The sequence below is a fragment of the Streptomyces triticirhizae genome (assembly GCF_003696235.1).
Taxonomy (GTDB): domain Bacteria; phylum Actinomycetota; class Actinomycetes; order Streptomycetales; family Streptomycetaceae; genus Streptomyces; species Streptomyces triticirhizae.
Genome location: NZ_RFFJ01000019.1, coordinates 22,081 through 48,692 on the forward strand (window position 1 = coordinate 22,081; position 26,612 = coordinate 48,692).

At 72.0% G+C, this 26,612-nt stretch carries 19 protein-coding genes and 2 pseudogenes; 9 read left to right on the top strand and 12 right to left on the bottom strand.

The window, feature by feature from the left end; genetic code table 11:
• Positions 1-84 precede the first annotated feature (84 nt).
• Positions 85-2,490, top strand: a complete 2,406-nt coding sequence (locus EBN88_RS06150) for a ribonucleoside-diphosphate reductase subunit alpha (RefSeq protein ID WP_233580489.1) — start codon at positions 85-87, stop codon at positions 2,488-2,490.
• On the top strand, positions 2,487-3,548 hold the full coding sequence (locus EBN88_RS06155) for a ribonucleotide-diphosphate reductase subunit beta (protein ID WP_407703379.1): 1,062 nt from the start codon (positions 2,487-2,489) through the stop codon (positions 3,546-3,548). Before EBN88_RS06150 ends, EBN88_RS06155 begins: the two co-directional genes overlap by 4 nt.
• Before the next feature lie 125 nt (positions 3,549-3,673).
• Here EBN88_RS06155 and EBN88_RS06160 read toward each other — a convergent pair whose 3' ends face one another.
• From EBN88_RS06160 to EBN88_RS06185, 6 genes are all read right to left on the bottom strand, one after another.
• Positions 3,674-4,408, bottom strand: a complete 735-nt coding sequence (locus EBN88_RS06160) for a D-Ala-D-Ala carboxypeptidase family metallohydrolase (protein ID WP_122182781.1) — start codon at positions 4,406-4,408, stop codon at positions 3,674-3,676.
• A gap of 123 nt (positions 4,409-4,531) precedes the next feature.
• Complete coding sequence (gene def, locus EBN88_RS06165) at positions 4,532-5,155, bottom strand: peptide deformylase (protein ID WP_122182782.1); 624 nt, start codon at positions 5,153-5,155, stop codon at positions 4,532-4,534.
• Positions 5,156-5,305: 150 nt separating this feature from the next.
• Positions 5,306-6,298, bottom strand: coding sequence for a tetratricopeptide repeat protein (locus EBN88_RS06170; protein ID WP_122182783.1), 993 nt, complete (start codon positions 6,296-6,298; stop codon positions 5,306-5,308).
• A 259-nt stretch (positions 6,299-6,557) separates the two neighbouring features.
• On the bottom strand, positions 6,558-6,863 hold the full coding sequence (gene rsrA, locus EBN88_RS06175) for a mycothiol system anti-sigma-R factor (RefSeq protein ID WP_122182784.1): 306 nt from the start codon (positions 6,861-6,863) through the stop codon (positions 6,558-6,560).
• Complete coding sequence (locus EBN88_RS06180) at positions 6,860-7,510, bottom strand: sigma-70 family RNA polymerase sigma factor (protein WP_199742274.1); 651 nt, start codon at positions 7,508-7,510, stop codon at positions 6,860-6,862. The genes rsrA and EBN88_RS06180 overlap by 4 nt, the downstream gene beginning before the upstream one ends.
• Positions 7,511-7,789: 279 nt before the next feature.
• Entirely contained in the window at positions 7,790-8,608 is an 819-nt protein-coding gene (locus EBN88_RS06185; protein ID WP_122182786.1) for an SOS response-associated peptidase, read from the bottom strand.
• A 208-nt stretch (positions 8,609-8,816) separates the two neighbouring features.
• On the opposite strand from EBN88_RS06185, the gene EBN88_RS06190 reads away from it, so the two are divergent.
• Entirely contained in the window at positions 8,817-9,692 is an 876-nt protein-coding gene (locus EBN88_RS06190; RefSeq protein WP_122182787.1) for an SCO2400 family protein, read from the top strand.
• Positions 9,693-10,010: 318 nt separating this feature from the next.
• Here EBN88_RS06190 and EBN88_RS06195 read toward each other — a convergent pair whose 3' ends face one another.
• Entirely contained in the window at positions 10,011-12,080 is a 2,070-nt protein-coding gene (locus EBN88_RS06195) for a glycoside hydrolase family 48 protein (RefSeq protein WP_122182788.1), read from the bottom strand.
• 579 nt (positions 12,081-12,659) lie between these two features.
• On the opposite strand from EBN88_RS06195, the gene EBN88_RS06200 reads away from it, so the two are divergent.
• Positions 12,660-14,054, top strand: a complete 1,395-nt coding sequence (locus EBN88_RS06200; RefSeq protein ID WP_122182789.1) for a glycoside hydrolase family 6 protein — start codon at positions 12,660-12,662, stop codon at positions 14,052-14,054.
• A gap of 211 nt (positions 14,055-14,265) precedes the next feature.
• Here EBN88_RS06200 and EBN88_RS06205 read toward each other — a convergent pair whose 3' ends face one another.
• From EBN88_RS06205 to EBN88_RS06215, 3 genes are all read right to left on the bottom strand, one after another.
• Positions 14,266-16,995 carry a hypothetical protein gene (locus EBN88_RS06205; protein ID WP_122182790.1) on the bottom strand — a complete coding sequence of 910 codons (2,730 nt, stop codon included), beginning with the start codon at positions 16,993-16,995 and terminating at the stop codon, positions 14,266-14,268.
• Positions 16,996-17,127: 132 nt separating this feature from the next.
• Positions 17,128-18,183, bottom strand: coding sequence for a WD40 repeat domain-containing protein (locus EBN88_RS06210; protein ID WP_122182791.1), 1,056 nt, complete (start codon positions 18,181-18,183; stop codon positions 17,128-17,130).
• A gap of 246 nt (positions 18,184-18,429) precedes the next feature.
• The gene (locus EBN88_RS06215) at positions 18,430-19,467 is read right to left on the bottom strand and encodes a LacI family DNA-binding transcriptional regulator (RefSeq protein WP_122182792.1); all 1,038 of its coding nucleotides are present in this window, start codon (positions 19,465-19,467) and stop codon (positions 18,430-18,432) included.
• Positions 19,468-19,703: 236 nt separating this feature from the next.
• On the opposite strand from EBN88_RS06215, the gene EBN88_RS06220 reads away from it, so the two are divergent.
• From EBN88_RS06220 to EBN88_RS06240, 5 genes and pseudogenes are all read left to right on the top strand, one after another.
• Positions 19,704-21,029 (top strand): ABC transporter substrate-binding protein, encoded by a 1,326-nt coding sequence (locus tag EBN88_RS06220; protein WP_122182793.1) that lies wholly within the window; start codon positions 19,704-19,706, stop codon positions 21,027-21,029.
• 13 nt (positions 21,030-21,042) lie between these two features.
• A complete protein-coding gene (locus EBN88_RS06225) occupies positions 21,043-22,068 on the top strand; it encodes a carbohydrate ABC transporter permease (protein WP_122182794.1) in 1,026 nt (341 codons plus the stop codon).
• Positions 22,068-22,991: a carbohydrate ABC transporter permease gene (locus EBN88_RS06230; RefSeq protein ID WP_122182795.1), complete on the top strand. Its 924-nt coding sequence runs from the start codon at positions 22,068-22,070 to the stop codon at positions 22,989-22,991. Before EBN88_RS06225 ends, EBN88_RS06230 begins: the two co-directional genes overlap by 1 nt.
• Positions 22,992-23,048: 57 nt before the next feature.
• Complete coding sequence (locus EBN88_RS06235) at positions 23,049-24,467, top strand: GH1 family beta-glucosidase (RefSeq protein ID WP_122182796.1); 1,419 nt, start codon at positions 23,049-23,051, stop codon at positions 24,465-24,467.
• A 325-nt stretch (positions 24,468-24,792) separates the two neighbouring features.
• A pseudogene (locus EBN88_RS06240) lies at positions 24,793-24,969 on the top strand (DUF4158 domain-containing protein); the annotation flags it as partial.
• 177 nt (positions 24,970-25,146) lie between these two features.
• On the opposite strand, the pseudogene EBN88_RS31620 reads toward EBN88_RS06240, so the two are convergent.
• Together EBN88_RS31620 and EBN88_RS06255 are read right to left on the bottom strand one after the other, a co-directional pair.
• Positions 25,147-25,572, bottom strand: a pseudogene (locus EBN88_RS31620) (SDR family oxidoreductase); the annotation flags it as partial.
• Positions 25,573-25,646: 74 nt separating this feature from the next.
• The gene (locus tag EBN88_RS06255) at positions 25,647-26,510 is read right to left on the bottom strand and encodes a spermidine synthase (RefSeq protein ID WP_122182797.1); all 864 of its coding nucleotides are present in this window, start codon (positions 26,508-26,510) and stop codon (positions 25,647-25,649) included.
• Positions 26,511-26,612: the final 102 nt, after the last annotated feature.

The window sequence follows — 26,612 nt, forward strand, 5'->3', positions numbered from 1 at the left end:
TGAGCCATGCCTGGCACAGCCCTGCCCGCTCGTCACTCGCGCCCAGACTCGCGGAGCGCACCGCGTCCCGAGGGAGAGCACCGAGTGACCATCGCACCCGCCGCCCCCGCAGAGCCGGCCTCAGCGGCGTTGCCCCGCCTCCTGGCCGACCTCACCGCCGACCTTCCGGCCGCCGACCCCGCGCGGGTCGCCGCCGCCGTCGAGCGGGGCCGCCATCCGGGTTCCGACGAGGCCGAGTTGCGGGAGTTGGCCATCGAGGCGGCGGCCGGGTTGATCGCCGAGGAGCCCGCCTACTCGCGGCTCGCCGCCCGGCTGCTCACCCTCGCGATCCGCGAGGAGGCCGCCGGGCAGGGCGCGGTCACGTTCGCCGAGTCCATCGCCGTGGGCCACCGCGAGGGGCTGATCGGCGACTCCACGGCGGACTTCGTCCGCGTCCACGCCGAGGAGTTGAACGCGCTGCTGGCCCGCACCGTGGCCGAGGGCGCCGACGACCGCTTCGAGTACTTCGGGCTGCGCACCGTCCAGTCGCGCTATCTGCTGCGCCACCCCGTCAGCCGGCGGGTGATCGAGACCCCGCAGCACTTCCTGCTGCGGGTGGCCTGCGGTCTGGCCCCGGACGACTCGGCCGACGCGCTGGCGCAGGTCGCCGAGCTGTACCGGCTGACCAGCTCGCTGGCCTATCTGCCGTCCTCGCCCACGCTCTTCAACTCCGGCACCCGGCACCCCCAGATGTCCTCGTGCTATCTGCTGGACTCGCCCGCCGACGAGCTGGACTCGATCTACGAGCGCTACCACCAGATCGCCCGGCTCTCCAAGCACGCCGGTGGCATCGGACTCTCCTACAGCCGGGTGCGGGCCCGGGGTTCGCTGATCCGGGGAACCAACGGCAAGTCCAACGGCATCGTGCCGTTCCTGCGCACCCTGGACTCCTCCGTGGCCGCCGTCAACCAGGGCGGCCGTCGCAAGGGCGCGGCCTGCGTCTACCTGGAGACCTGGCACGCGGACATCGAGGAGTTCCTCGAACTCCGCGACAACACCGGCGAGGAGGCCAGGCGCACCCACAACCTGAACCTCGCGCACTGGATTCCGGACGAGTTCATGCGTCGGGTGGACGCGGACGCCGACTGGTCGCTCTTCTCGCCGGTGGACGTGCCGGAGTTGACCGACCTGTGGGGCGAGGAGTTCGACGCCGCCTACCGGGAGGCCGAGGCCCGTGGCCTGGCCCAGCGCACGGTGCCGGCGCGCCAGCTCTACGCCCGGATGATGCGCACCCTGGCGCAGACCGGCAACGGCTGGATGACGTTCAAGGACGCCGCCAACCGCACCGCCAACCAGACCGCCAGGCCCGGCAACGTGGTGCACAGCTCGAACCTGTGCACCGAGATCCTGGAGGTCACCGACGACGGCCAGACCGCCGTCTGCAACCTGGGCAGCGTCAACCTCGCCGCGCACCTGGGCGAGAACGGCGCGATGGACTGGGAGCGGCTGGACGCCACCGTGCGGACCGCCGTGCTCTTCCTGGACCGGGTGGTGGACATCAACTTCTACCCGACCGGGCAGGCCGAGGCGTCCAACTCCCGCTGGCGGCCGGTGGGTCTGGGCGTGATGGGCCTTCAGGACGTGTTCTTCCGGCTGGGCCTGCCGTTCGACTCGGCGGCGGCCCGCGAGCTGTCCACCCGGATCGCGGAGCGGGTGATGCTGGCCGCCTACGAGACCTCCGCCGAGCTGGCGGAGCGGCACGGCCCGCACGCCGCGTGGGAGGACACCCGCACCGCACGGGGCGTGCTGCACCCCGACCACTTCGAGGGCGTCGCGCACGCCTGGCCGGAGCGCTGGGAGGCGCTGCGCGCCCGCATCGGCCGGGTCGGGATGCGGAACTCGCTGCTGCTGGCCATCGCGCCGACCGCCACCATCGCCTCGATCGCCGGCGTCTACGAGTGCATCGAGCCGCAGGTCTCCAACCTGTTCAAGCGGGAGACCCTCAGCGGCGAGTTCCTCCAGGTGAACACCTATCTGGTCGCCGAGTTGAAGCGTCTCGGCCGCTGGGACGAGGCGACCCGGCAGGCGCTGCGCGCGGCCAACGGCTCCGTGCGGGACGTGCCCGGGCTGCCCGAGACGGTGCGGGAGCTGTACCGCACGGCCTGGGAGATCCCGCAGCGTTCCCTGATCGACATGGCGGCCGACCGCACCCCGTACCTGGACCAGAGCCAGTCGTTGAACCTGTTCATGGCGTCGCCGACCATCGGCAAGCTCAGCTCGATGTACGCCTACGCCTGGAAGCGCGGCCTGAAGACCACCTACTACCTGAGGTCGCGGCCCGCGACCCGGATCGCCGCCTCCGCGCGGTCCAGCGCGGCGGCCGTGCCCGTTCCCTCTCCCGCCCCGGCCACCACCCCCGTGGCCGTCTCCGTCAACGAAGACCTGTCCGTCCCCGAGCAGGCCGTCGCCTGCTCCCTGGAGAACCCCGAGTCCTGCGAGGCCTGCCAGTGAGCGTCCCCACCCAGAACACCCCGTCGACCGACACCCCCGACGCGGGTGCCGCCGACCAGAAGAACCTGCTCGACCCCGGCTTCGAGCTGACCCTGCGGCCGATGCGCTACCCGCAGTTCTACGAGCGCTACCGGGACGCCATCAAGAACACCTGGACCGTGGAGGAGGTCGACCTCCACTCCGACGTGGCGGACCTGGCCAAGCTGTCGCCGGGTGAACAGCACCTGATCGGGCGGCTGGTGGCGTTCTTCGCGACCGGCGACTCGATCGTGGCCAACAACCTGGTGCTCACCCTCTACAAGCACATCAACTCCCCCGAGGCGCGGCTGTACCTGTCCCGGCAGCTCTTCGAGGAGGCGGTGCACGTCCAGTTCTATCTGACGCTGCTGGACACCTATCTGCCCGACCCGGACGAGCGGGCCGCCGCGTTCGCCGCCGTCGAGAACATCCCGTCGATCCGGGAGAAGGCCGAGTTCTGCTTCCGCTGGATGGACTCCGTCGAGGACATCCAGCGCCTGGAGAGCAAGGCGGACCGGCGGCGGTTCCTGCTCAACCTGATCTGCTTCGCCGCCTGCATCGAGGGGCTGTTCTTCTACGGGGCGTTCGCCTACGTGTACTGGTTCCGTTCCCGTGGCCTGCTGCACGGCCTGGCCACCGGCACCAACTGGGTGTTCCGGGACGAGAGTATGCACATGGAGTTCGCGTTCTCGGTGGTGGACACCGTCCGCCGGGAGGAGCCCGACCTCTTCGACGAGGAGCTGGGCGGGCAGGTCACCGAGATGCTCCGCGAGGCGGTCGAGGCCGAGTTGCAGTTCGCGCGCGACCTGTGCGGGGACGGGCTGCCGGGGATGAACACCGCCTCCATGCGCGAGTACCTGGAGTGCGTGGCCGACCAGCGGCTGGTGCGGCTGGGGCTGAAGCCGATCTACGGCTCGCGGAACCCGTTCGCCTTCATGGAGTTGCAGGACGTCCAGGAGCTGACGAACTTCTTCGAGCGGCGGCCCTCGGCCTACCAGGTCGCCGTGGAGGGCAACGTCTCCTTCGACGACGACTTCTGAGGACGGTCGCTTCCGAGGACGGCCTCTGACGGAGGTCTCCCCGGACCCGGGCGGCCGGCGCGCTCTCGCGCCGGCCGCCCGGCCGTGTGCTCAGGTGCTCGCGGGTGACACCGCGGGGCCGTTGCTCAGATGCCGCAGCTGGGGGCCGACCAGTAGCGGCTGCTCATGCTGCCGAGGTGGGCGTGGTCGTTGTGACCGGGGTAGCCCGGGCCCAGGATCTCGTTGAAGCCGTGGTAGCGGGCCTGCTGCACGATCTGGCAGAAGGTCGGCGAGCCGACCAGGTCGATGCCGCGGCCGTAGAGGTGGTTGCTGTTGGCGGCGCCGCCGACCGCGCTGTTGCAGGCGTAGGAACGGAAGCCGCTGCTCGTGTTGAGCGGGCGGTCACCGAGCGCGTGGCGCAGGGCCTGGAGCTTCCACATCTGCTGGAGCGCGTTGGCCCGTGCCGCCGATGCGCTGACCGCACCACCTGACCAGTCCGAGTTGCAGCGGTTCATCTCGGCGTAGGTGAAGTTGACCGGGGTGCAGTCGTTGTCCTGGAGGTCGTAGATCTTGCCGAAGGTCTGCGGCCCGGCGATGCCGTCGGCCGACAGGCCGTAGGCCTGCTGGAAGCGGGTGACGGCGGCGGCGGTGGCCGGGCCGTACTGCCCGTCGATCGCCAACACCGCGCCGTAGCCCGGGTAGCCGGCGACGCGGATCTGGAGCTGACGGACGTCCTCGCCGCTGCTGCCCTGGCTGAGGGTGCGGTTCCAGGTGTAACAGCCGTCCGCCTGCGCCGTTCCGGCCGTGGCGACCGTACCGACCAGGGCCGCTGATGCGACCATGACAACAGTGAGCAAGACTCTCACGAAACGTCTGAACATGGTGCCTCCGAGAGGGGAAAGGGAGGGACGCAACGAGAGTGCCCGAGGTTGTCAACGCGCGTCAACTCCCCCCGGAACGCCAGTGGTTGAGCCCACTGGCGCTCGGGGAAAGGGTTCGCCTGGTCAGTCCTCGTTGGGAACGGTCTCGTAACGCGGCGTTCCCTCGGCCATCATCTTCAGCGCGTTCCTCCGGTCCCGCTTGGAGAGCCGGTCGATGTAGAGCCGGCCGTAGAGGTGGTCCGTCTCGTGCTGGAGGCAGCGGGCGAAGTACCCGGTGCCGCGCACCAGGATGGGCCGGCCCTCGGCGTCCTGGCCGCGCACCACCGCGTAGTCGGGGCGCGCCAGCTCGGCGTAGGCGGTGGGCACCGAGAGGCAGCCCTCGTTGTTGTCGTCCAACACCCGCCGCTCGGCGGGCAGTTCCTCAAGGACCGGGTTGCAGACCACGCCCACGTGGCGCACGCCCTCGTCGTCCTCACAGTCGTAGACGAAGACCTTGAGGTCGACGCCGATCTGGTTGGCGGCCAGGCCGACGCCCTCGGCGGCGCGCTGGCTGGCGAACATGTCGTCGACCAGCGCGGCCAGCTTCTCGTCGAACTCCGTGACGTCCCGGCACTCCCGGTGCAGCATCGGGTGCCCCACCACCGTGATGGGCCGGACCGTGCCGCGCTCCCGGTGCGCCTTCTCCCGCTCCCCGGCGTCCTGGGTGTCGTCGATGAACTCGCGCTCGTCGGTCTCTTGCTCCGCCATGGTCCGCCGTTCGCCTCTCGGTGCCGCTCGCGGGGCGGTCCCCGCACTGCCGGGACAAGCTTACGGCGCCCCGCCCCGTGCTCCCCCGCCCCCCGGAACCGTCCGCGCAAGGCCCCCGGATGGCCCCCGGAACGCCCCCAACGGGCGGGTTCAGCAGACCTCTTCGAGGTCCCGCCAGGCGCGCGCGTCGGGCCGGTCGCGGACCCAACCGTCCAACAGCCCGCGCACCAGACCGCTGGGCGCGGCGATCCCGCACTCCCGCTCCGGCGACCAGAGGGCGCCCGCCCCGGTGTGGCCCAACGGGCCGGGGCGGCCGGGCACGCTGTGGTCGTGCGGGTCGTGCTGGGCCAGCCCGTCGCCCTCCTCGCTGGGCATCCGGCTCTCCGAACAGGACCGGCACAGCAGCCGCACCGAGGACGACCAGTCCTCGGCGGCGTAGCCGGCGTCGGAGGCCAGCCGCTCCAGGGCGTTCCGGTCCTCCTCGGTGGCCGCCTCGATCAGCACCACCCAGGTCGGGACGGCCGAGGGGGCCCACAGCTCGATCTCGTCGAAGACCGGGAAGACGGCCGAGCCGCCGGCGACGGCCGTGGTCCGCTCACCGCGCGGGACGCCGTCGTGGAGCACCACCTCGCCCCAGCGGCGGCCCGAGGACGGCAGCGGGATGTTGCGCACCTCGATCCTGGCCGGATCGAGGCGGCGGCCCCACACCACCTCGGCCTCGCCCTCGGGCGAGAGCCGCACGGCCGCGCCGCCCAACTCCATGCCCAACGGCTCGTCCGCGACGGAGGACGCCTTCGGCACCGGCAGCCCGTACGCCTGCCAGGCGCGCCGGGCCAACGGCCAGTCCTGGAGGGCGGTCGCGGCGATGCCCACGTTCCACCAGTCGGGAGCGCCGGCGTCCTTCTCCAACAGGGCGACGGCGCGCAGCCCGGCGGAGCGCGCCTGCTCCCAGTCGTGCCGGAACTTGTGCAGCAGCGCGAGGTTGAACCAGGACTCCGACAGCCACGGCTCCAGGTCAGCGGCGCGGGTCAGCAGCGCGTCCGCGTCCTCGTAGCGGCCGTCGTCGATGAGGGTGAAAGCCCGGTTGGTGGCCAGCCGCCAGTCCGTGGACGGGCGCTGCCGCACCCTGCCGAAGATCCTCACGGTGTCCCGCCTGATTCCCGCCTCGTAGCGTGCACTTCACAGTTCTCCTGTCCGTCCCGAACCGCATCCAACCATGGGGCGACAGGTGCCTGCTCACAGCATGGGTCAGCCGAGGGCCGCGCGCGAGACGGCGGAAGAGCGCGGAAGACCAGGGGGGTGACGGGGCGCGTGCGCGGCGGCGCCCCCGGCGCGAAACGAAGACGACCGCCCGGAGCGCGCGGTCACGCGCTCCGGGCGGTCGACGCGTCGTCGCCGGACGTCAGCGGTCGGCCTGCTGGCGGTCCTCGCCCGAGCCGACCCGGCCGCAGTCCTCTTCCCTGATCGCGTCGATCCGCTCAAGGACCTTGGCACGGAGGTCGGCCGGCACCTCGTCCTGGCCGCAGCAGCGCTTGACCAGCTTCTTGACCGCCTGCTCCAGACCGTACTTCTCCAGACACGGAGAGCACTCGTCGATGTGCTGGCGCATCTTGTCGCTGTCCCGGTCGGGCATCTCGTGGTCGAGGTACTCGTAGAGGTGGTCCAGGACCTCAGAGCAGTCCGTGGCGCGCGGCTCCTCGCCGGTCATGACTCCGAACCCTTCTGCTGCGCCCCGGCCGGGACCAGGCCGCGCTCCCGCGCGTAGTCCTCCAGCATGTCGCGCAGCTGACGCCGACCACGGTGCAACCGGGACATCACCGTGCCGATGGGGGTACCCATGATGTCGGCGATCTCCTTGTACGCAAAGCCCTCGACGTCCGCGAGGTAGACCGCTATCCGGAACTCCTCGGGGATGGCCTGGAGGGCCTGCTTCACGTCGGAGTCGGGGAGGTGGTCGAGGGCCTGGGACTCGGCGGACCGCAGGCCGGTCGACATGTGCGACTCGGCCCTGGCCAACTGCCAGTCCTCGATGTCCTCGGCCGCGCTGCGCTGTGGCTCCCGCTGCTTCTTGCGGTAGGAGTTGATGAAGGTGTTCGTGAGGATGCGGTACATCCACGCCTTGAGGTTGGTGCCCCGGCGGAACTGGTGGAACGAGCCGTACGCCTTGGCGTAGGTCTCCTGGACGAGGTCCTCCGCGTCGGCCGGGTTGCGGGTCATCCGCAGCGCCGCCGAGTACATCTGGTCCAGGTAGCCGAGGGCGTCGCGCTCGAACCGCGCGTTCCGCTCGGCCTCGGTCTCCTCGGCCCTCTCCGTCTCCTCGAACACGCCGTCGTCGGTGCCGGTGACCGGACCCACCTCCCTTGGGTAGCCGCGAAACCCGAAGGCGGGCTCGCTCGACTGGGAGGATAGACGACGAACCGGTCGTTCCGCCGATGTGGAGGCACCCTCGGCGGCGAGCCGCAGCGTCGCCCAGTCCACCTCGCTGGCGCGCGGGGTGCGCTGCTCGGCGGGACGTGACGGGCAGGCGATGGAACCCATCTGGCGGTCTCCCTCTCTCGCCCCCGGGCGAGTCATGGGTGGTTGACGCGGTCGCCGGGCTCAACACCGAACCGCCCCGGGGTATTCCGGGCCGCCTCAGAACAGGGTGACCTCCTCGGGGCTCGGCAGCTCGGCCACCAGCTCAGGGCCGTTGTTCCGCACGTTGCTCACGCCGGTGGAGACCGGATAGGCGCGGAAGGTGCCGGCCGGGGGCGGGGCCAGCAGGGGGCGTATCGCCTCGGGCTCGCGGCGGGCCGGGTCGAGCCAGGCGTCCCAGCGGTCGGGCGGCAGGGCCAGCGGCATCCTGGGGTGGATGTCGGCCAGGGTGCGCGGCCCCTCGTCCGCTTCGGCGCGGCCGGGGAGCGGGGTGACCTCGGCCTCGGTGGTCACCACCGTGCAGGTGGCCCACCAGGCGGAGGGGTGGTCGTCGGGCAGCGTCGTGTCCCGCCAGAACTCGTAGAGCCCGGCGAGCGCCATCACCGAGCCGTCGACCGGCGTGACGAAGTACGGCTGCTTGCGGGGGCGCTTGCGCTTGCCCTTCTCCTCCTCCGCGCGCTCGGCGTCACCGGTGACCCACTCGTAGTAGCCGTCGGCGGGGAGCAGGCAGCGCCGGGCGGCGAACGGGCGGCGGTAGGACGGCTTCTCGTGCACGGTCTCCGCCCTGGCGTTGATCATCCGGGCCCCGCCCTCGGGGGACTTGGCCCAGGAGGGGACCAGGCCCCAGCGCAGCTTCCGCAGCTGGCGCACCGGCTCGGGGCCGCGCTCCTTCACCGGGCGCTCCAGGACCGCGTAGACCTCCTTGGTGGGCGCCACGTTCCAGTCGGCCGGCAGGGGCTCCCCCGGGTCCACCAGCGCCACGTCGAAAAGTCCGGCGAGATCCTCGGGCCGTCGGCTCGCCGCATACCGTCCACACATGGCGCCCAAGGGTAGCGGCGGGGTCTGACAACGGCCCCGGACCGCCGCCGGGAGGCCCGCGCGACGTTCACACAACGGCGGTGCGCGAAGGAACAGTTGATGACTCATGGGGCTCGCGTGGCCGTTCCGTCACCATCCCGTGGGCGCGCTTCCACGGCGCTAAGGTGTTCGAAACCCCCACCGGTCCATCGCAACGAAACGGGGACCCATGGACTACTGCGAGACGTGCCGCCGCCATATCAACGGCGCGCTGATCTGCCCCGGCTGCGGGGAGTTGGTGTCCTGGCCGGGGGCCGGCACGGACACGGACCAGGGTGACCCGACCCCGCGCCACGGCGTCCCCGCCGTCGGCCGGCACGAGCAGCGGCACGAGCGCCAGCACGAGCACCGGCACGGACACGGGCACCGCCACGAGGAACGGCACACCGCCGCCCTCCCCGTCGTCGCCGACGCCCGGGACGGACAGGACGACCACGACGGCTACGGCGACCCGGACGACGACCGCCCGCGCGGCCGCTCGGGCCGGCGCGCCAGCCACGCGGCGGGCGGCCGGGGCCGACGCCGCTATCTGCTCGCCGGGCTGCTGGGCGTCGTGGTGCTGGGCGTAGCGGTGGCCGAGGTCGGCGAGGTGGTGCTGCCCACCAGCGACTCGGCCGAGGACCGCGAGGCCGAGGCGGCCGAGGCCCCCGCCTCGCCCGACGGCGAGACGGCCGACCCCTCCAGCCCCGCGCCCGAGCCGACCGAGACCTCGCCCGAGGCCACCACCGAGTCCTCCGCCTCAGAGCCCACGGCGGAGGAGGACGCCGAGGCGTCGGCCGAGGCCGAGGCCGAGGCGACCACCGAGGAGCCGCCCACGGCCGAGCACGGCGGGACCGTTCAGCCGACGCCGAGCCCCGACTCCTCCGACGCGTCGCCGCCGTCCGAGCCCGCCGACCCCGGCGACCCGTCGCAGCCGGGCAGCCCCGACCCCACCCCGCCGCCCGGCGACGAGGACGGCTCCAACGGAGGCGGTGACGGAGGCGGTGGCGGTGGCGGTGGTGGCCGCGAGGACGACGACACCTGCGTGCTCTTCTGGTGCTGGTGACCCCGCGCCGCTGACCAACCGGCGCCTGGCGCCCGCCCGTTGACCAACCGGCGCCGACCCGTTGAGCGACTGACGGCCGGTGCGCGCCCGTTGAGCCGGCCGGTCGGCCCGGGCGCCGGAGAGGCGACCATGCCGAGGGCCCTGGTGCGCTCTCACCAGGGCCCTCGGTGGTGCGTGGAACCGGCGGGAGGCCGGGGTCGTGCGCGACCCCGTTCCCGCCGCCTTCACTCCCGCACAGAGGCTACGCCTCCGGGCGGGTGACTATGCCTCTCGACTGACTCTCGACTGCCTCACGGCTGCCTCACGGTCGCCTCGCTCCTACGCCTCTTCGCCGAAGAGGTTGGTGTAGGTCGCCAAGGCGATCGCGATGTCGGCCTGCGCCCAGAAGCGGTGGTAGGTGAACGTCGGCGCGTCCCCACCGTTCAGGTACGCCTCCACCTGCGGCCAGTTGGGGTCGTCGTGGTAGAAGGAGCGGAGCGAGTCGAAGGTCGCGCCGGGCTCGATCACGTCGCCGTTGGGCATGGTGCCGCTGAAGCCCGCCGGGATGTAGACCTCGTCGCCGAAGCGGCCGTAGTCCTCGCGGACCTCCTCGGTGGCCACGCCGATGTCGTCGGAGTTGGCCAGCAGCGCGTCCAGCAGGCCGGCGGCGGTCTCCTGGGCGGCCGTGTCACCGGTCGCCGCGGCGTAGAACGAGAGCGCGTTGGCCAACGACCCGGCCACGCCCACGTCCTGCGAGTGCGCCGTGACCTCGACGTGCAGGTTGGCGTTGTCGCCGGGGTTGTCCGGGTCCCAGGTGTCCGGCTGGCCGGACCACGAGAGCGTGGACGGGATCGCGAAGTCGGCGCCGTTGCCCACGGTCACCTCGGGCAGCACCCAGGCGACCCACTTGTCGAGCACCGCGCCGGCGGCGGCGTCGCCCGACTCGTAGTAGTACTCGGCCAGGCGCTGCATGGACCACGCCTGCATCCCGAACCACTGGTTGGACGGCGGGTCGTGGTAGACCGGGTCCTCGTCGTACCACATGCCGTAGAAGGTGGAGGTGCCGGCCGGGGGCTGGCCGTAGGCGCCGTCCCAGCTGTTGTTGGCGCCACCGGCGATGCCGCCCTCGGCGGACTGGAGCCAGGTGTAGAACTCCACCATCCGGTCCAGGCTCTGGCCCCAGTCCTGGCCCGCGCTCGGCGAGTCGGGGACCAGCGCGTCGTCCGTGGAAAGGGCGTACGCGGCCAGCGGGTTCTGGTATCCGAAGTGGTTGAAGCTGGAGCCGATCCGCCAGGCCCAGCCGGCGGAGGAGTCCAGCGCGCCGCCCCAGGCGTAGTACCAGGACATCAGGTACTGCGAGCTGTTCTTGCCGTTGCCGGCGGGGCAGGTGGTCGGGCCGACGCAGTCGCCGACCTGCTTGAAGTACTTGTCGTACATCGAGTACCGCAGGTAGTCGCCCATCTGGGCGGCCTTCTCCACGGTCTCCGCGACCGCCGCCGCGTTGCCCTGCTCGGAGGCCCACTGGTTGGCCCAGTAGGCGGCCTGCACCGCGCGGGCGTCGGCGTCCGGCGCGTTGGTGTAACGCCACTGCTGGGCGTACTGCGCGTCGTCCGTGAACAGGTCCAGGTAGCCGTTCTCGCCACCGAAGCTGAAGTCGTCACAGGACGGGTGCGGCACGGTCTCCCACACCGACTCCTGCGGACCGCGCTGGAAGGTGTTGATGAACGACGGCCCCTCGGCGTTGCCGCCGCACGGGTCGCCCGGGGTGTTGCCGTAGCCGTAGACGTTGTCCACGTCCTGGAGCCAGTGCATCCCGTAGATGTCGTCCGTGCCGTAGGTCGACGACAGCTCGTTGGCCAACGGGTCCTGCCCGACGGGGACGTTGCCGTCCAGCGCCGCCGGGTAGTTGGAGGGGTCGTTCGACTCCGGCGCGTAGGTCGCCGGGGACGAGGGGTCGTAGAAGCTGTTGGTGGGCTGATCCTCCGACCCGGGGATCATGTACTCCTCCATCAGCTCCCAGGCGTCGTTGAACGGCTCCCAGTCACCGGTGACCTGGCCGTACTGCGCCTCCAGCCAGATCAGATAGGAGTACGCCTCGGACGTGGTCTCGTGACCGTGGTCCGGGGCCTCGACGATCAGCGTCTCGACCGAGTGGTACGGAATCCCCTCGGGGGAGAAGTACCCGTTGGCCGGGTCCTTGATCTTGGCGTACAGCTCAAGGAACTCGTCCTCGTACTGCTGCACGCCGATGCCGCCGTCGGCCGTCGGGCTGGCGCTGCCACTGCCGGCCAGGGTCAGACCCAGGGGCAGGGACAGGGCCACGGCTCCGGCGACCCACAGGCGGCGGCTCTTCTTGCGTGATCTCGCTCTTGTTGAAGTCCCGATGGGAGATCCACGTTGGATTCGCATCGAACCTCCTCGCGGCTCGGCGATGGGAGAACGTGCTTGTCTGCGTGACGTGCACAGGCCAGTGGGAGCGCTCCCAAGAATCCGAGCATTGCCTGAACACGTCAACCCCTCGGACAAATCCCATGCTTAAGCGGCAGGTCAGCGATGAATTCTTGAACGACCCCTTGGCGCGGAGGGGTCAGTTGCCCTACGGTCCCTTCAACCAGTGGGAGCGGTCCCAAGCCGTGAGAGGCGTCGAGAGCAGACGTCAGACGAACCGGAGCCGCTTCCGAACGCACCCCATGTCCCCCACCACCCCCACCAGCTCCCAGGAGAGTTCGGCCACCGTTCCGGCCCGTTTCCACGCGGGCCGGGGCCACCAGGGGCTCCCCGAGTCCCCCGGCCGGCTTCACCCAACGACGCGTGGGCGTGTGACGGGAACGGGTTCGGCGGTGCCGCCTCAGGCTCGTCCGGGCTCTGTCCTCGTCGTCACGGCACGGGTCCGGTGAGCCCACCGGTTCGCCCTTCCTTGCTTGACGCACGACGGCCCCAACTCGCACGTCCGTTGGGCCGACGCAACCATCTGGAGGAAGTACCGCAATGAGCCGCACCAACCCCCCACGGCACCGAGGCAGGAAGCGGACCGCGCTCGTCGCGGGCGCCCTGCTGGGCGCCGGCGTGATGACGCTGAGCACCCTCAGCATGGCCAACGCCAACGAGGACGCCCAGCCGCTCGCACGCGTCGACAACCCCTACGAGGGCGCCGGCGTCTACGTGAACCCCGACTGGTCGGCCAACGCGGCCTCGGAGCCGGGCGGCGAGGCCATCGCCGACCAGCCCACCGGGGTCTGGCTGGACCGGATCGCCGCGATCGACGGCGGCTCGGCCGGCAACAGCACCGGTCTGCGCGAGCACCTCGACAATGCGCTGGTCCAGGCCGAGGGGCACGAGAACTTCGTGTTCCAGGTCGTGATCTACAACCTGCCGGGCCGCGACTGCGCCGCGCTCGCCTCCAACGGCGAGCTGGGCCCCGACGAACTCGACCGCTACCAGTCGGAGTTCATCGACCCGATCGCCGAGATCCTCGGCGACCCGGCCTACGCCGACCTGCGGATCGTGACGGTCATCGAGATCGACTCGCTCCCGAACCTGATCACCAACGTCAGCCCGCGCGAGACCGCGACGCCCGAGTGTGACGAGATGCTGGCCAACGGCAACTACGTCAACGGCGTCGCGTACGCGCTGGAGCAGCTGGGCGCGATCGAGAACGTCTACAACTACATCGACGCCGGCCACTACGGCTGGATCGGGTGGGACGACAACTTCGGTGCCTCGGCCCAGCTGTTCGCGGAGGCGGCCACCACCGGCGGCGCCTCGGTGGACGACGTGCACGGCTTCATCGTCAACACGGCCAACTACGGCCCGACGGTCGAGCCGTACTACAGCATCGACGACACGATCAACGGCACTCCGGTGCGCGAGAGCGACTGGGTGGACTGGAACCGCTACATCGACAACCAGTCCTTCGCCCAGGCGTTCCGCCAGGAGCTGGTCTCCCAGGGCTTCAACTCGGACATCGGGATGTTGATCGACACCTCCCGCAGCGGTTGGGGCGGCCCGGACCGTCCGACCGGTCCCGGTCCCCAGACCGACGTGAACGCGTATGTCGAGGGCAGCCGGGTCGACCGGCGCATCCAGGCCGGCAACTGGTGCAACCAGGCCGGCGCCGGCCTCGGTGAGCGGCCGGAGGCCTCGCCCGCCCCGGGCATCGACGCCTACGTCTGGATCAAGCCCCCGGGTGAGTCCGACGGCTCCAGCGAGGAGATCCCGAACGACGAGGGCAAGGGCTTCGACCGGATGTGCGACCCCACCTACGAGGGGAACCCGCGCAACGGCAACAACCCGTCGGGCGCCCTGCCGAACGCCCCGATCTCCGGGCACTGGTTCTCCGCGCAGTTCCAGGAGCTGCTGGCCAACGCCTACCCCCCGCTGTGATCGACCCGTCGATCACCGTGTGACCCATGCCCCGCCGGCCGGGTGACCTGCCCGGCCGGCGGGGTGCCGGTGGCGCACACCATGGGAACCCCCCACGTACCGGCCCCCGTTGCCCTCGCGGCACCGGGGGCTCGGTGCGTTCGGCGGGGCCGGCGCGCGTTCACGGGTTGAAGGCGGGACCGGCGCGGCCGCCGGCGCCGAGCCGCCCGGCTCAGGGGGCCGGCAACGGCCAGAGCCTGGCGCCGAACTGGGTCACGGTGACCAGCGTCCCGCCGTCGGGCGAGAGGGCCACGCCGCCGTCGGCGCAGCCGAAGGGTATCTCCACCAGGGTCCGCCCCGAGCCCCCGTCCCAGACCGCGCCCCAGCCGTGGCTGCCGGGGAAGTACGCCCGGGGACCCGCCGCCGACCAGACCAGCTGGCCGTCGGGCTGGTCGTGCATGGGCAGGTCCCGCACCGCCGTGACCGGCGGCACGGCCGCCTCGCCCGGGTCCCCGTCGAGCGCGAGCCGCCAGAGCCCGGCGTGGCCACGCTGGGTGGCGCCGGCGACGGCCAACGTCCGCCCGTCGGGCGCGAAGGCGAGCCCCGTGACCTGCCGCAGGCCGGCGGGCGCCGCGACGGAAAGGGCGGGGCCGCCGACCTCGCGCACCACCACCCGGCTCGTGGCGTCCCTGACGCCGAAGGCGACCCGCTCGCCGGTGGCGTCCAGCGCCGCCATGTCGATCCGGGCGCCCCGCCAGGAGACCGTCTGGGTGGCGGACTCCGCGAAGGACAGCAGCGGCTTGCCGTTGGAGACGTCCAACACCACGACGCGTCCGGTGACATGGGCCGCCAGCGCGACCCGGGAGCCGTCGGCGCTGAAGGCGATGCGCAGCCGCTCCTCCTCGTCCCAGGCGACCGGGGGCAGGGTGTAGACCCAGCGGGTCGCTCCGCTGGCCACCTCGTCCAGCGCCAGCGCGGACTCGTCGCCGAGCAGGCCCCTGGCCAGCACGTCCCCCGAGGGGGAGAACGCCAGGTCGGAGAGGTAGGAGGAGCCGTCGACCTCGGGCAGCAGGCCGGTCTCCGGCGGCGTCTGGCCGGGCGGGGACCCGGCCGGCCAGCGGCAGAGCACCTGCGGGCGGCCGACGGAGTCCCGGTCCAGCTTGGCGCAGAAGGCCAGGGCCCGCGCCCCGTCCGCCACCGCGGCGACCCGCACCGACCAGTGTGAGCAGGGCAGTTCGGCCGGCTGGTCGCCGCCGGCGGCGGCCGGCCCGGCGAGCGCCGGCGGCAGCCCGGTGAGCAACACCAGGCCGGGCGCCGGCTCCTCGGCGGGCACCGGCTCGTCGGGGCGTTCGAGGCCGGCGAGGAACCAGACGTCGATGTCCTCCTGGACCACGACCAGGGCCCGGCCGTCGGAGGTGAACGCGCCGACGGCGGCGGCCGGGTCGGCCCACAGGGTGCGGCCCTCGCCGTCGAAGAGCAGGGAGCCGAAGTCGGCACCCACGAAGGCGAACGGCCCCTCCGCCGTCCAGCAGGACCGCGCGGTGATCGCGGCCGACGGCGAGTCGGCGTCCAGGCCCTCGGTGAACTCGCCGGGCCGCAGCAGGGGTTGGCCGGTCAGCACGGTCCGCCCGCCGTCCCGGCGCAGGGTGAACCTGCGGCCGGCCGGCCGCGCCGTCGTCGCCAGGCCGGCGCGCTCGGGAACGCCGCCGACCGCGCCGCCCACCACGAACAGCTCGTCGCCGTCCGGCGCCAGGGCCAGCGCGCCGATCGAGCTGAGCCCGGTGTCGGCGACGGCCAGCACGCGCCCCTCGGGCACGGATCGCAGCACCACCCGGCCGGCGGGGCCGGTGTGGGCCAGCAGCTCGCCGGTGGCGTCGAGGGCGACCGGGCCGAAGGCGTCCTCCCCCTCGGGGACCCGCAACAGGACCTCTCCCGTGTGACTGGCGAGCACGGCCACCACGTCGGAACTGCCGGTGCCGACGGCCAGCCGGCGCCCGTCGGCCGAGAAGCCGAAGCGCACCAGGTCGTCCATGCTGACCTCGACGTCCTCCGCGTCGAACGCCAACTCCTCGGCGTCCGCCAACTCCTCGGCGTCCGCCGCCTCTTCGGCGGCGTGCGGCCTGACCCGCCACAGCGGCTCGCCGGTCGCCGCCGACCAGGCCCGCCAGGCGCCCTCCACCGCGGCGACCACGATCGCGCCGTCCGGGGAGAGTTGCAGGTCGTAGGACTCGTCGTGGGTCCCGGAACCGTCGAGGTACCAGACGAGCGGGGCGTCCCTGGTGGTCTCCCAGCGGACGATGTCCCCGCCGTTGTGGTGCCACTCGGCGGCGGCGGCCAGGGCCAGCCAGCGCAGCCCAGCGGGCGCGGCCACCGCGCTGGCGCCGTTGTAGAAGTACGCCGTGCGGGCCTCCCTGGGGTCGGCCGACGGCGGCGGCGGGTCGGCGTCCACCGGGCCGGTCCCCCACGGGTGCCCCGTCGCGTGCCCGGTCGGGCGTTCCGCGCCGTGCCCATCCCGCACGACGTCCCGCTCGACGTCCCCGTTCCCCTCGACGTCCCGGTCCTCCGCCCAGTCCTCGGCCACCGGGTAGGGGACGGTGCCCGTCTCCACGTGGTCGAGCCGGCCCAACGCCCGGGTGCCGGCGAGGGCGTGGTGCGGGCGGACGTCCCCCGAGGTCCACTGCGCCCACCACCGGTCGGGCATCGGCCGGTGGGCCGCCGGCCAGCGCAGCGCCGCCGGGCGGATCGCCGCGAGCCGCTCGGGCGTCATGCGCTCCAGCTGGCGGCAGATCTCCCACCAGCCTTCCTCGCTGGGCCGCGCGGCCAGCAGCGCCCGCGCGACGGCCTCGGGAGAGGCGCCCGAAGTGCCCTGCGGGGACGGGGACTTCGGGCGTTCACGGTCGGGGCCCCGGGTCGGGTCGAGAGGGGCGGGGGCCCCGGGTCCTGGGGGGTCGGAGGGGTTCATGACGTCCGTCCTGGGTTCGGCGGGCGGTCAGCTCTCGGGGGTGGATCTCGGGCGGTTCGGCTCTCGGACGATCAGCTCTGGGGCGGTCGGGGCTCGGGGGTCGGGTCGAGGACGGGCCGCGCGGGCCCGGTGTCAGCCGAGGTCATGGCCACGCACCTCGGCCGGGGAGGCCACCACCAGGGCGCGGCCGTCGGGGGTCAGGGCCCAGGCGGTGGAGCGGCCCAGGTCGGAGACGGAGCACAGCGGCTCCCCCGCCGCCAGGTCCCACACCGTGACGGTGCGGTCGGCGCGCAGGGCCGCCCTGGGGCCCGCCGCCCCCCAGGCCGGACGCGCCGTCTGCTGGGCGGCCTCGGCGGGCAGCGCGGCCAGGCGACGGCGCTCCACCACCGCGTCGGCTGGCTGCCGGGCCGGGTCGAGAAAGACCGCCTGCGCGGTGCCGCCGGCCGTGCCCAGCACGACCAGCAGCGCGCCGTTGGGCGCGAAGGCCAGCCCGGCGCACCAGTCGAGACCGGTGGGCAGCACGCTCAACGCGCCGCTGTCCGGGGACAGTACGGCGATGCCGCCGTCGGGGGCCCGCTCGTAGGGGCGGCAGAGTCGGAACGCGAGCCGGGAGCCCTCGCCGTCGACCGCGATCGCCTCGCTGCCGCCCACCCGGGGCGGCTCGGCGGCCCCGTCGACCAGCCGGGACCCGTCGGCCGCCGACCAGGCCAGCACGGAACGGCTGGACTGGTCGCAGCCGGCGACCACCCGCCCGTCGCCGCTGACGGCGAGCCGCAGGCCGCCGCACTCGCTGAAGCCCGCGTAGACCGGCCGGCTGAGCGAGCGCCGCCAGCGCTCGACGGGCCGGGGCCGCAGCGCGAAGTGCGCGACCTGGCCGAGCTGTTGCTCCTCGGAGCCGCCGAGCGAGACGGTCAGCGCGGCGTCGTCCGAGCTGAAGACCATGTCCCGCACCACGGCCCCCTGGGGGCGCCGGGCCATGGGCAGGCGTAACGGCGGAGCGTCCTCGCCGGGGGCGAGCACCAACAGCTCGGCGAGGCCGGGGAACCAGGGCGCGGCCGTGGCCACGGCGACCCGGGTGAGGCCGGACGTGGCCGCGACGGCCGTGACCCGCTGCGCGGCGGCGGGACGCCCGGGCAGCGGCCGGCGAAGATCGAGATCGCCGGGCGCACAGAGTGGTCGAACAGCCATGCAAGGGACCATAGACCGAGGCACCGACAGCGGATGCCACCTTGCACAACCTTCTGGCAACGGAAGGCCCCTCGGGCATGGCCGATAAGCACTCCCGTGGGAGCGCTTTCACGCGCACTGCGGCGCCGGGATGTGGCCAGCGCAACACCGCGCCGACGGACGCGGGACGCCGCGAGGGCGCCCGCCGGCGCCCACCGGCGTCCTGAGGTTCGGGCCTCGCCCCGCCGGCGGGGCGAGGCCCGAACCTCAGGACGAGGCCCGGCGCACCAGCTCCGTGGGCAGCACCAGCCGGGGGCGGTCGGGGCCCGAGTCGCCGATCTCCGCGAGCAACGCCCTGGTCATCGCCCGGCCCATGCCCTCCATCGGCTGCCGCACGCTGGTGAGCGCCGGGTCCATGTGCCGGGCCAGCGCGGAGTCGTCGAAGCCGACCAGCGCCACGTCCCCGGGCACGGACCGGCCCAGCTCCCGCAGCGCACGGCGGGCCCCGATGGCCATCAGGTCGGAGGCGCAGAAGACCGCGTCCAACTCCGGTCGCCGCTTGATCAGTTTGTGCATGGCCGCATGACCGCTCTCCTCCGAGAAGTCGCCCTTGGCGATCAGGTCCTCGTCAGGCTCCCGGCCGGCGGCGCGCAGCGCCTCCTTGTAGCCGTCGACCCGGCAGCGGGCCACATACATGTCGGAGGGGCCCGTGATGGTGGCCACCGTGGAACGCCCACGGCCCAGCAGGTGCTCCACGGCCAACTGCGCGCCGCCGACGTTGTCACAGTCCACGTGGGGAACCATCTCGTCCGAGGAACGACGCCCGTTCATGACCACGGGGATGCCCATTTCAGCCAACTGGTCAGGCATCGGATCGTCTCCATGGACCGAGACCAGCAGCACGCCGTCCACGCGGTGGCTGGCCGCGTACTGCGAGAAGCGCTGCCGCTCCTTCGGGGTGCGGATGAGCGTGAGCAGCAGCTGGATGTCGGTGTCCGCCAACTCCGCGCTGACGCCCCGGATGATGCCCGAGAAGTACGGCTCGGCGAAGAGCCGGGTCTCGGCCTCGGGGACCACGAGGGCGATCGCGTCCGAGCGGTTGGCGGCCAGCGCCCTGGCCGCGCGGTGCGGCACATAGCCCAGATCGGCGATGGCCTGTTGAACGGCCGCGCGCGTGCGTTCGCTGACCCGGGGCGAGCCGTTGATGACACGGGAAACCGTGCCCCGCCCCACGCCGGCGCGAGCGGCGACCTGCTCCAGGGTTGGTCTTCCGTCGCGCCCCATGCCGCGCCTTGTCACTGCCATCGGTTCCTCCCGTTTGCGCCCCAGAGTCCAACTACATCACGGATACCGAAGCGACCTGTTCTATGACTTGACACTTGCCGAGGGCTCAGGAAGCCTTCAACCCATCACAGCTGGGAGCGCTCCCACGCGACGAGAACCCTACAGAACCCGTACGTTCCGAGCCCAGGCCCATCCCCCACAGCCGCACCACTGGCCGGGAAGGCAACGTCATGTGTGCGCCAGGAGGACAATCCGTCATGCGCGATAGAGCACGCACTTTTCACCGGCCCAACCGCAGAACCACCCGGGTCCTCGCCCTCGGGGTAGCCGCCACCCTTGCCACGGGCGTCCTCGCGGGTTGCGGCAGCGACGACGAGGAGGGCGGCGGCGACGGCAACGTCGAGATCAGCATCGGCGTCTTCGGCCAGTTCGGCTTCGAGGAGGCCGGCCTGTACGACGAGTACATGGAGCTGAACCCGAACGTCACCATCACGCAGGACTCCATCACCGAGAACGGCGACTACATCGCCCAGCTGCGCACCCGCCTCGCGCAGAACAGCGGTCTGATGGACATCCAGGCCATCGAGGTCGGCAACATCGCCGAGATGACCGGCGACCTCAACAACCGCTGGGTCGACTTCAACGAGTACGAGGACGTGGACACCAGCCACTTCCTTCCCTGGAAGCTTGACCAGGCCACCACCGAGGACGGCCGGGTGATCGGGCTCGGCACGGACATCGGTCCGACCGGCATCTGCTACCGCACGGACTACTTCGAGGAGGCCGGGCTTCCGACCGACCGCGAGGAGGTCAGCGCGCTCTTCGCCGACTGGCAGTCCTACCTCGACGTCGGCGAGCAGTTCCTCGCCAACGGGCCGGCCGACGTGGCCTACCTCGACTCCGCCGGCGGCATGTTCAACGCCGTCGTCTCCGGCTACGAGGAGCGGTACTACAGCGCGGACGGCGAGGTGAACTACCAGGAGAGCGAGGCCGTCCAGACCGCCTGGGACCTCTCCGTGCAGGCCGCCGAGGGCGAACTGACCGACCGTCAGCAGCAGTTCAGCGACGAGTGGAACACCGCCTTCGCCAACGGCGCCTTCGCCACCGTGGCCTCCTGCCCGGCCTGGATGCTCGGCTACATCCAGTCCGAGGCCGGCGAGAACGGCCAGGGCGCCTGGGACGTCGCCCAGTCCCCCTCGCCCTCCAACTGGGGCGGCTCCTTCATCGGCGTCCCCGAGGCCAGTGACAACAAGGAAGAAGCCGTCAAGCTGGCCGCCTGGCTGACCGCCCCCGAGCAGCAGGCCAAGCTCTTCACCGAGCGTGGCAGCTTCCCGAGTTCGGCGGCGGCCCACGAGCTGCCCGAGGTGCTCGAAGCCACCCACGAGTACTTCCAGGACGCGCCCATCGGGCAGATCTTCACCGAGGCGGCGGCCGAGATCCCGAGTTCGGTGATCGGCCCGCAGGACCAGGTGATCCAGCAGGGCATCACCGACGGCCTGGCCGCGCTGGAGCAGCAGGGCATCTCCGGGGACGAGGCCTGGGACAGCGTCGTGAGCCAGCTGGACAACGCACTCGCGGAATGACCGGGACAGGTAGATGACAACTGACCACGCCTCGGCCGCGCCCTCCGTCACCTCGGGGGGCGCGGCCCCGCGCCACGATTCCGGCAAGGCCGACGGCCCTCCCTCCCAGGAGCGGAAGCGGACCGAGCGCCGCTCCCGCTGGTATCGATGGGACCTGAAGTACAGCCCCTACGCCTTCATCTCCCCCTTCTTCCTCTTCTTCGCCGCCTTTGGGCTCTTCCCCCTCCTTTACACCGGGTGGGCGGCGATGCACCAGGTGTCGATGACCAACCCGAACGAGATGGAGTGGGTCGGCTTCGACAACTTCTCGCGGCTCTGGGACGACGAGTTCTTCTGGAACGCGCTCCGCAACACGTTCACCATCGGCCTCATCTCCACGGTCCCGCAGCTGCTGATGGCGCTGGGCCTGGCGCACATCCTCAACTACCGGATGCGCGGCAGCATGATGTTCCGGGTGGCGATGCTCACGCCGTACGCCACCTCGGTGGCGGCGGCCACGCTGGTCTTCGCCATGCTCTACGGCCGCGACTACGGCATGATCAACTGGGCGCTCGACCTGGTCGGCATCGACCCGGTGAGCTGGGAGGCGGGGACCTGGTCCTCGCAGTTCGCGGTCTCCTCGATCGTGATCTGGCGGTGGACGGGCTACAACACCCTGATCTATCTGGCCGCGATGCAGGCGGTGCCCAACGACCTCTACGAGTCGGCGTCCCTGGACGGCGCCTCGCGGTGGCAGCAGTTCCGCCATGTGACCATCCCGGCGCTGCGGCCCACCATCCTCTTCACCGTGGTGATCTCCACCATCGGCGCCACCCAACTCTTCGGTGAGGCCTACCTGTTGGCGGGCAGCGAGAACGGTGGCTCGCAGAGTCAGTACCAGACCCTGGGCCTCTACATGTACGAGACCGGCTGGTTCAACCTGCACCTCGGCCGGGCGGCGGCCATCGCCTGGACGATGTTCCTGCTGCTGATCGTCATCGGCATTCTCTACTGGGTGCTCACCCGGCTGGTGGGCAAGAGCAACGGCGAGGAGGCGTGATGGCGACAGCACCTGTCATCGCCCCGAACACGCGGGAGACGACGGACCCGCCGCCCCGGGGAGGAAGCCGCCGCAGGCGGGCCGGGAGGGCCGGCCGGGCCGGGGGCCACCTGCGCGCCGGCTGGCTGACCTATCTCATCCTCACCGTCTTCACGGTCGGCTCGCTCTTCCCGCTGCTGTGGTCGGCGATCGCGGCCTCGCACACCAACTCCCGGCTGGCGGAGACGACTCCGCCGTTCTGGTTCGGCGGGCGGCTGTTCACCAACCTGGAGGCGGCCTGGACCGACGCCAACATGGGCACGGCCATGATCAACACGATCTTCGTGGCCGGGACCGTGACCATCTCCACCGTGCTGTTCGCCACGCTCGCCGGCTTCGCCTTCGCCAAGCTGAGGTTCCGCGCGAAGAACCTGCTCCTCCTGCTGGTCATCGGCACCATGATGGTGCCGCCCCAACTCACCGTGGTCCCGCTGTTCATGGCGATCGCCAAGCTGGAGTGGACCAACCAGCTCCAGGCCGTGATCCTGCCGACCATGGTCAGCGCCTTCGGCGTCTTCTTCATGCGCCAGTACCTGGTGCAGGCGCTGCCGACGGAGCTGATCGAGGCGGCCAGGGTGGACGGGGCCAACAGCCTCCGGGTGGTCTGGCACGTGGTCTTCCCGGCGGCCCGACCGGCGATGGCCGTGCTGGGAATGCTGACCTTCGTGGCGGCCTGGAACGAGTTCTTCTGGCCAATCATCGCCCTGACCCAACAGAACCCGACGGTGCAGGTCGCGCTGACCGGGCTGGGGCAGGGCTACGTACCCGACCGTGGCGTGATCATGGCGGGCGCCTTCCTGGGCACACTGCCTCTGCTCATCGCCTTCGTGCTGTTCGGCAGGCAGATCGTCGGCGGCATCATGCACGGCGCACTCAAGGGCTGAGCACCCCGCCGGTCCGGCTTCGATACCCTCTCTACGAGCAAGAATGGGAGCGCTTCCATGACTGAAAAGCAACCACGGGTCTTCCCGGCCGACTTTCTGTGGGGATCGGCGACCGCCTCCTACCAGATCGAGGGCGCGGCGAGCGAGGACGGCCGTACTCCGTCCATCTGGGACACCTTCTGCCGGACCCCCGGCAAGGTCTTCCAGGGCGACAACGGCGACGTGGCCTGCGACCACTACCACCGCTGGTCCGACGACCTCGACCTGATGTCCGAACTCGGCCTCCAGGCCTACCGCTTCTCGGTGTCCTGGTCCCGGGTCCAGCCCACCGGGCGCGGCCCCGCCGTCCAGCGCGGGCTGGACTTCTACCGGGCCCTGGCCGACGGGCTGCTGGAGCGGAACATCACCCCGGCCATCACCCTCTACCACTGGGACCTGCCCCAGGAGTTGGAGGACGCCGGCGGCTGGCCGGCCAGGGAGACCGCCGAGCGCTTCGCCGAGTACGCGCATCTCGTCGCCACGGCGCTGGGCGACCGGGTCAGGCTGTGGACCACGCTGAACGAGCCCTTCTGCAGCGCGTTCCTCGGCTACGGCTCCGGGGTGCACGCCCCGGGGCGGACCGAGCCCGAGTCGGTGCTGAAGGCGGCCCACCACCTCAACCTCGCGCACGGGCTCGGCGTTCAGGCGCTGCGCACGGTGCTGCCGGCCGAGGCGCAGATCGGCATCACCTTCAACCCCGGGGTGATCAGGTCCCACACCGAGTCCCCGGAGGACCAGGACGCCGCGCGCCGCATCGACGCGCTGCACACCCGGATCTTCACCGACCCGGTGCTGCACGGCGCCTACCCCGGGGACCTGAAGGAGGACACCGCGCACGTCAGCGACTGGTCCTTCGTGCGGGACGGCGACGAGGCCGAGATCCACCAGCAGATCGACTTCCTCGGGCTCAACTACTACACGCCGACCGTGGTCTCCGCGCCGGTGGAGGGCAGGGAGGCGCCGCGCAACGACGGGCACGGCGCCTCCGACCACTCGCCCTGGGTGGGCTCGGAGAGCGTCGAGTTCCACCTGGCGCCGGGCGAACGCACCGACATGGGCTGGGTCATCGACCCGACCGGGCTGGTGCAGCTGCTGAGGCGCTTCGGCGAGGAACGCCCCGACCTGCCGCTCTACATCACGGAGAACGGCGCCGCGTTCGACGACAAGGTCGACGCCAGCGGGGCCGTCCACGACCCGGACCGCATCAGCTACCTCCACGGCCACCTGGACGCGGTGCACCAGGCGATCGCCGAGGGCGTGGACGTGCGCGGCTACTTCCTGTGGTCCCTGATGGACAACTTCGAGTGGGCGTACGGCTACAGCAAACGCTTCGGCGTCGTGCACGTGGACTTCGAGACGCTGCGGCGCACCCCGAAGGCCAGCGCGCGCTGGTACGCGGGAGTGGTCGGCTCCGGGCAACTGCCCGCCGCCGGCTGACCCCGGGCGGCCGGCGCCGCCACGCTCCCCCCGCCCTACCCGGAAGCCCTCCCGCAGCACCCCGCCGCACCGGGCGAGCCATCGCCCCAGGCGGGCGCCGAGGGAGGGAGGGCGGGGGAGACAGGCCCCCGGTCCGGAACCGCGCCCGGCGCGGCCGGGCCGGGGGCGTCCGCGTCCGGCCTCGGGGAACATAGGTACAGCGGTTATCGGTGAGAACGATCATGGCCGTCCAGCGCAGTGATCCACTTCGCCGCTGGGGTTCGGTGAAGCGCCTCCGGGCCCGGTCCGGGGCTGGCCGCGGTCCGGCTCGTGCCGGTGGAATCCTTTGAGCGATGAGCGGGCCGAGGCGTACGGGACGTTCGCCGAGGAGCCGACGAGGCCCGAGCTGGAGCGGTTCTTCTTCCTGGACGACGTGGACCGGGACCTGATCGCCCTGCGGCGGACGGAGCATCACCGGCTCGGGTTCGCGCTCCAGATGTGCGCGGTTCGGTACGCGCCCCGGACGCGTCGGAGCTGGATGAAGACGAGACTGGCGCGGAATGAATCCGGCGCGCCGTTGCCTGTGGCCAGGGACAGACTCGCTCGGTCGGTCACAGGAAGGCGCCGCCGGAGACTCGACGCGCTGGGCGGTCATCCAGCGCGGGCCGTCGGACGCCAGTGTGGCGATGGCGTCGCCGATCTCCTCGGGTTCGCCGACACGGCCAAGCGCGGTCTGCCCGGCCAGCCCCTGGCGCATACGGGCGTCATCCCGCATGGCACCGCCGTTGAAGTCGGTGGCGGTCGGCCCCGGGGCAAGGGAGTTGACCCGGATATCTCGGGGGCCGAGTTCTGCGGCCAGAGTGCGGCTCAGGGCCTCGACGGCGGCCTTCCGAAGCTGGCATTCGTACGCCGCCGCCGCTCGACGGCGGCCAGGGCCTTCCCGCAGTGCCGGCCCAGCGCAAGGCCCGCCGCGAGTACGAGAACAGGGCCAGCGCACTCGCGCCCTGACCATGATCGTTCTCACTGATAACCGCTGCACCGCTGTTCCCCGAGGCCGGCGTCCACGAGCCAGCCAGCTCCCGTGACGCGCCGCCCGACTCACCCGATCGAGGCCCCACACGCTCATCCCCACCCCTTGTCACACTCGAAGTCTCCGTTCGAGCACACACTGTGACACGAGGGTCTGACAACGGCCCCTGATCAGGGGAAAGTTCCCTCCGGCGGGGACGGCGACGGCCGGGCCGTGGCGTCCGTGACCACGGCCGCGCCGCCGGTGAAGTCCGCGAGTTCCCGCCCGGTCAACAGCCGCGCCGGAAACGGGTCGCCGGCGGCCCTGCGGGTCAACTCGGCGACCGGCAGCGGGTGGTCGGCCGCGCAGAGCACGCCGTTGCCGAAGCGCCGGCCGCGCAGCACGGCCGGCTCGGCCATCAGACAGACCTCGGGGAACCGGGCCCGCAGGGTGGCGACCTGCCCCCGCAGATGCGCGAGCGGCGGCCCGTCCGTGCAGTTGACGGCGTACCAGCCGCCGACGGCCAGCGCTCCCCTGACCGCGTCGAGGAACTCCAGGCTGGCGCAGTGGGCCGGGGTCCTGGCGTCGGCGAAGACGTCGGTGATGACCAGGTCGGCCCAGCCGGGCGGGACCCTGGACAGCGCCTGCCTGGCGTCGAGGGCGCGCACCCGCACCCGCGCGCCGTCCGGAAGCGGCAGGTGCCGGCGCACGAGGGCGGTCAGCGGGGCGTCCGGCTCGGCCACCTGCTGGCTGGAGCGCGGCCTGGTCACGGCCACATAGCGCGCCAGGGTGAGCGCCCCGCCGCCGAGGTGCAGCACCCGCACGGGGCGTCCGGCGGGGGCCATCAGATCGACGAGGTGCCCCAGCCTGCGCTGGTACTCGAAGGTGAGCCGCGTCGGATCGGCCAGGTCCACGTGCGACTGGGGAGCGCCGTCCAACAGCAGCTCCCAGGCGTCCGCCCGATCCGGGTCCGGCACCAGCTGGGCGACCCCGCCCTCGACCGTCTCGGTCACCTGTCCCCGGTCGGCCGCCCGCCGCGCTCGTCTGCCCGCCACCCTCCCAGTCTCCCCCGGGCGCGGCGCCGTGGCGCACCCGGGGCACGGGCGGCGTGCGCGGGCGGCGCGCGGAGACGGCGTGCGCTGGGCGGCACGCGCGCC

Excerpts from the sequence above, each read along its gene's own strand:
- EBN88_RS06185 (WP_122182786.1), bottom strand. The coding sequence starts at position 8,608 with ATGTGTGGACGGTATGCGGCGAGCCGACGGCCCGAGGATCTCGCCGGA.
- EBN88_RS06230 (WP_122182795.1), top strand. The coding sequence starts at position 22,068 with ATGGCGACAGCACCTGTCATCGCCCCGAACACGCGGGAGACGACGGAC.
- EBN88_RS06205 (WP_122182790.1), bottom strand. The coding sequence starts at position 16,995 with ATGAACCCCTCCGACCCCCCAGGACCCGGGGCCCCCGCCCCTCTCGAC.
- EBN88_RS06195 (WP_122182788.1), bottom strand. The coding sequence starts at position 12,080 with ATGCGAATCCAACGTGGATCTCCCATCGGGACTTCAACAAGAGCGAGA.
- def (WP_122182782.1), bottom strand. The coding sequence starts at position 5,155 with ATGGCGGAGCAAGAGACCGACGAGCGCGAGTTCATCGACGACACCCAG.
- EBN88_RS06160 (WP_122182781.1), bottom strand. The coding sequence starts at position 4,408 with ATGTTCAGACGTTTCGTGAGAGTCTTGCTCACTGTTGTCATGGTCGCA.
- EBN88_RS06190 (WP_122182787.1), top strand. The coding sequence starts at position 8,817 with ATGGACTACTGCGAGACGTGCCGCCGCCATATCAACGGCGCGCTGATC.
- rsrA (WP_122182784.1), bottom strand. The coding sequence starts at position 6,863 with ATGACCGGCGAGGAGCCGCGCGCCACGGACTGCTCTGAGGTCCTGGAC.
- EBN88_RS06225 (WP_122182794.1), top strand. The coding sequence starts at position 21,043 with ATGACAACTGACCACGCCTCGGCCGCGCCCTCCGTCACCTCGGGGGGC.
- EBN88_RS06200 (WP_122182789.1), top strand. The coding sequence starts at position 12,660 with ATGAGCCGCACCAACCCCCCACGGCACCGAGGCAGGAAGCGGACCGCG.
- EBN88_RS06215 (WP_122182792.1), bottom strand. The coding sequence starts at position 19,467 with ATGGCAGTGACAAGGCGCGGCATGGGGCGCGACGGAAGACCAACCCTG.
- EBN88_RS06235 (WP_122182796.1), top strand. The coding sequence starts at position 23,049 with ATGACTGAAAAGCAACCACGGGTCTTCCCGGCCGACTTTCTGTGGGGA.
- EBN88_RS06220 (WP_122182793.1), top strand. The coding sequence starts at position 19,704 with ATGCGCGATAGAGCACGCACTTTTCACCGGCCCAACCGCAGAACCACC.
- EBN88_RS06210 (WP_122182791.1), bottom strand. The coding sequence starts at position 18,183 with ATGGCTGTTCGACCACTCTGTGCGCCCGGCGATCTCGATCTTCGCCGG.